General features: G+C 36.1%; 2 protein-coding genes. Both read left to right on the top strand.

What is annotated here, in order from left to right:
• The first annotated feature begins 166 nt into the window (after positions 1-166).
• Complete coding sequence (locus HN894_08400; protein MBT7143346.1) at positions 167-3,133, top strand: T9SS type A sorting domain-containing protein; 2,967 nt, start codon at positions 167-169, stop codon at positions 3,131-3,133.
• 13 nt (positions 3,134-3,146) lie between these two features.
• On the top strand, positions 3,147-5,378 hold a 2,232-nt coding region (locus tag HN894_08395), incomplete at its 3' end, for a hypothetical protein (protein MBT7143345.1).

The raw sequence follows: 5,378 nt of genomic DNA, 5'->3' as shown, positions 1-5,378 counted from the left end.
ATTAATTTATACCGAAAAAAATAAAACAAAAAACATAGAATTAGACGTTTCGAAATATCCTATGGGGGTTTATTTTATTCGAATAGATTTACAAAATGGAAATATTATTTTCAAACCGGTTTTCTTTTTAATGAATCAAAACATTTAATATATTTATAAAAATATTATGAAAGCCAAAATAGCAACATTCTGTTTATTAATTACTTTCATAGCCAATACATTTGCCCAAAGTGGTGAAGGTAACAACTGGATTTTTGGAGCCAATGCAAGAGTTTCCTGGGATTGTTCATCAGTTACTCCTGTTGCATTTAGTGGAAGTCCACTTTCAACCAACGAGGGTGTAGCGACCATTAGCGACCCGAATTGCAATCTTTTGTTTTTCACTGATGGTATTTCAGTTTGGGATGCAAATATGATTCAAATGCCAAATGGCTTTGGACTTACAGGCGATGCTTCATCCACTCAATCAGCAGTTATTATTCCTAAACCAATGGATCCAAACACGTATTATGTTTTCACTGTTGATGATAATCTCGGCTCGGATGGATTAGCCTATTCAAGAGTTGACATGACTGCCAATGGCGGGCTGGGTGATATTGACCCTCTCGAAAAGAACGTGCCAATCACCAACCCAGCTCCCGAAAAAATTGCTGCGGTAAATCATTCTAATGGGTCAGATATTTGGGTAATTGTTCATGAATGGGGAAACGCCATATTCCGGTCATATCTTGTAACATCTGCTCCTATTGATGTCAATATTTATGTTTCTATCAATATTGGTACACCACATGCAGGCTCCTCTGCTAAATCTCGAGGCTATATGAAAGCATCCCCCAGTGGAACTAAAGTAGTACTAGGTATTGAAGGAATGGGTATATACGAGTTGTTTGATTTTGACAACACTACTGGGATATTGTCCAATCCAATAACAATGCCTGGATTTCCTGATGCCTATGGATGTGAGTTTTCTCCGGATGAACATTATTTATATGCAGTGAATAGATGGGATAATGAAGTACATCAATGGGACTTATACGAACTACCAAATGCTACAAATTTTCTTAATTCTCACGAAACTGTGGGATGGTTAGGACCACAGTCATATGGCGACGGCGGAGCAGTTCAGCTTGCACCTGACGGAAAAATATATTGTGCAAGAGATGATGTTTCATGGTTAGCATGTATTGAAGACCCATTGCTAGGAGGTGTTGCTGCCAATCTTGTTATTGATGCAGTTTTTTTAGATGTGCCAAGTACACCCACAATAGAAGAATGTGATGAAGGATTACCATCTTTTATTATTTCCTTTATTGCCAGCAATGACCCACCTTGGATTATGTCAAGTTGTTATATCGACACAACATATTTTTATTTTGGAATAATCAATGCCGATTCTGTTTTTTGGAATTTTAATTATCCTTCAACTGATCCGATTTGGCATAATACAACTGACATTAATCCTTGGTATGTTTTCGATCCGGGAACCTATATAATACAATGTATTTCATATAATGGAAATGTTTCAGATACAGTAATGGATACTTTGACTGTTGTTTATATTCCATGGGCAAACCTCGGACCAAGTCCAACTGTTCTCTGTACTAATGAAATTATTGAATACGACCTTTCATACAACGAAGGCTGCACTTTCCTTTGGACAGCATATTTGGGCTCTTATACTTACACCGATACTTTGCCTACATTTTTGATTGATACACCTGGAAATTATTCTGTTCAAATTACTAATGAATGTGGAACCATTGTTGAAAGTATAATGGTGGAATACAACGAAATAGAGCCGAATCTGGACACAAATATCTCAGGCATTTGCGAGACGAATCCTATAACCCTTGATGCCACAGTTGTAAATAACTACGGAACCCCAACATACATATGGAATACAGGCGAAACTACAGACTCAATCGTTGCACTATTTTCAGGAACTTTTGAAGTTACTATTGATGTTGCAAATTGTTCTGAATCGACAAGTATTGAGGTAGAATATGATATCTCACTGAGCCCTAACATCGGTGCAGATACAACTATTTGTCCGGGGGACTCTGTAATATTAGATGCCGGAAATGCGGGAGCAACTTATTTTTGGTCTAATGGAGAAAGCACTCAGGAAATCACAATTTTCGATGCCGGAACCTACGCTGTTATAGTAACCAATGCCTGTGGAAGTTTCCCGGATTTTATGATTATAGAATTTCATGAACTCAACATTAACCTTGGCGGAGACATCGTAGTTTGCGAAGGACAATCTACAACCATAGATGCAACAGACACTACGGCAGTGAGTTACTTATGGTCAACCGGCGACAATACAGCAACTATAAGCACAACTATCGCAGGACTTTATGCTGTTACAATTGAGAATCACTGTGGAGAAATCAGTACTGATTCGGCTATGGTTTATGTTTTATCTACAAGCATAGAATTGGGTGCAGACACCAGTATTTGCCAAGGAAGCACACTTCTTTTAGATGTTGGAGTTCCGGGCTTGACTTATATTTGGTCAACTTCTGAAACGATGCAGGCAATTGAAGTTACAGAAGCCGGAATGTATTCTGTTACTGTTACCGACCCAATTTGCGGCGATGCCATTGGAAACATAATTGTAAGTGTTGATCCTGTTCCAACCATTGAACTTGGATTTGACACATTAGAAATTGAATTTGGAACTACAGGAATTTTTGATGCAGGTAGCGGATATAGTTCATATTTATGGTCGAATGGCGAAACCACTCAATCTATCGAAATTTCTGAAGAAGGATTATATTCAGTTATTGTAACTAACGAATTTGGCTGCTCTGCCTACGATGAAGCCTATCTGAAAGTTGGACCAAATTCCATCGAAGAAAACTCACTTGAAAACTCAATTTCTATTTTCCCAAATCCAGTGAAAGAAAAGCTATTTATAAATTCAGAAATTGCTGAAATTGAAAAAGTTGACATTTATAATTCAATCGGAAAACTGATTTATAGCGAAAGAAACAAATCTAAAAACATAGAATTAGATGTTTCGAAATATCCTATGGGGGTTTATTTCATTCGAGTAGATTTACAAAATGGAAATATTATTTTCAAACCGGTTTTCTTTTTAATGAATCAAAATATTTCATATATTTGAACAAATAAATATTATGAAAGCTAAAATCTTAACATTTTGTTTTATAATTACTTTTGTAGCCAACATATATGCTCAAAATGGTCAAGGGAGCAACTGGATTTTTGGAAATAGTGCAGGAGTTTCGTGGTGTAATTCCACAAATACTCCGGTTGCTTTTGGAGGAAGCCCTTTAAACACTTTAGAAGGAGTGGCTACTATTAGTGATGCAAATTGCAATCTTCTATTTTTTTCTGATGGAACATACGTTTGGGATGCAAATATGAATATAATGCCAAATGGATTTGGATTATTAGGGGATAATTCATCAACACAATCGGCTGTAATTATTCCAAAACCGATAGATCCAAATACTTATTATATTTTTACAGTTGACGATCATCTTGGATTCGGTGGTTTAGCATATTCAAGAGTTGATATGACTGCCAATGGTGGAATGGGTGATGTTGATCCTCTTGAAAAAAATATAGCTATTTTAAATCCATCACCTGAAAAAATTACAGCAGTAAATCATGCAAATGGCACAGATATTTGGGTAATTGTTCATGAATGGGGAAACAGCACATTTCGTTCATATCTAATAACAAATGATCCTATTGATGTAAATATTTATGTTTCAAGTTATGTAGGAACGCCTCATGTTGGAACAGGATGGCAATTTGGTGGTTATATGAAAGCCTCTCCCAGTGGAAGTAAAATTGTACTCTCAATTACAGCTGATAATTTATACGAATTATTTGATTTTGATAATTCAACTGGAATTTTGTCAAATGCAGTTACAATACCAGGCTTTACTAATACATATGGTTGTGAGTTTTCGCCGAACGAGCATTACTTGTATGGAGTTTGTTGGTATGGTTCAAGTAATTCTAACATTCATAGGTGGGATTTATTAGAGCTCCCAAATGTTACAAATTTTTTAAATTCTTATCAAATTGTTGGTTGGTTAGGGTTAGGTGAAGGAGGTGCTTGTCAACTTGGACCCGATCAAAAAATTTATTTGGCAAGACAAAGTCAACCATGGTTAGCCTGTATTGAAAACCCTAATGATCCTGTACCTATTATTACTCTTGATGCTGTTTATTTAAATATCTCAACTGTCCCAATCAATGAAGCATGTTTACTTGGATTACCAACATTTATTTCAAGTTTTTTTGTGTCTGCCGAATTTACTTTCGAAACAAGTTGTTATATCGACACAACATATTTTTATTTGGGAACAAATTTTGTTGATTCGGTTCACTGGAATTTTAATTATCCTTCTACAATGTCAATTTGGCAAAATCATACTGATGTTGATCCTTGGTTTATTTTCGATCCCGGAACTTATGTTATAGAATGTATTTCGTATAATGGAATTAATATAGATACGGTTTATAATACTCTCACTGTTGTTTATTTTCCTTGGGCAAATCTCGGACCAAATCCAACTATTCTCTGCTCAGATGAAATTATTGAATACGATTTATCATACAACGAAGGTTGTACTTTCCTTTGGACTGCAGATTTGGGAACATACACCTACACAGATACTCTGCCAACTATTTTGATTGATAAACCCGGCACATACACAGTTGAAATTACTAATGAATGCGGAACTATTTCGGAAAATATAGTAGTAGAATACAACGAAATAGAACCAAATCTCGGGGTGAATGTCTCGGGACTTTGTGCAACGAGCCCTATAACCTTAGATGCAACAGTTACAAGTATTTATGGAACTCCAGAATACGAATGGAATACAGGCGAATTTACAGAAACGATAATTGCACTTTATTCCGATACTTTTGCCGTAACAGTTACAGTTGCAAATTGTTCGGAAACGACAAGTGTAGAAGTTGAATACGATATGCCGCTAAACGTTTTCCTTGGACAAGATATTGAATTATGCCTTGGGAATATTGTAACTTTAGATGCCGGTGACAACGGCTCAACTTATTTCTGGTCAACAGGTGTTATCACACAAACTATTGATGTTACAAATGCCGGAACTTATGCTGTTACAGTTACAAATGCCTGTGGTTCAGGCAATGATGTAATAAATATTACTATAATTGATGTGCCGGATTTCACATTGGGGCCTGACCAAACTATTTGCGATGGATACTCATTGATTCTTGATGCAACTTTCACGAACTCAACTTATCAATGGAACGATGGCTCGGTTTATCCATCATATGTTGTTGATACTGCCGGAATGTATTTTGTCTATGTTACTAATGTTTGCGGATCAAGCTACGACAATATT

It is taken from the genome of Bacteroidota bacterium (assembly GCA_018692315.1).
GTDB lineage: Bacteria > Bacteroidota > Bacteroidia > Bacteroidales > JABHKC01 > JABHKC01.
This window is presented reverse-complemented; position numbering and strand designations above follow the sequence as displayed.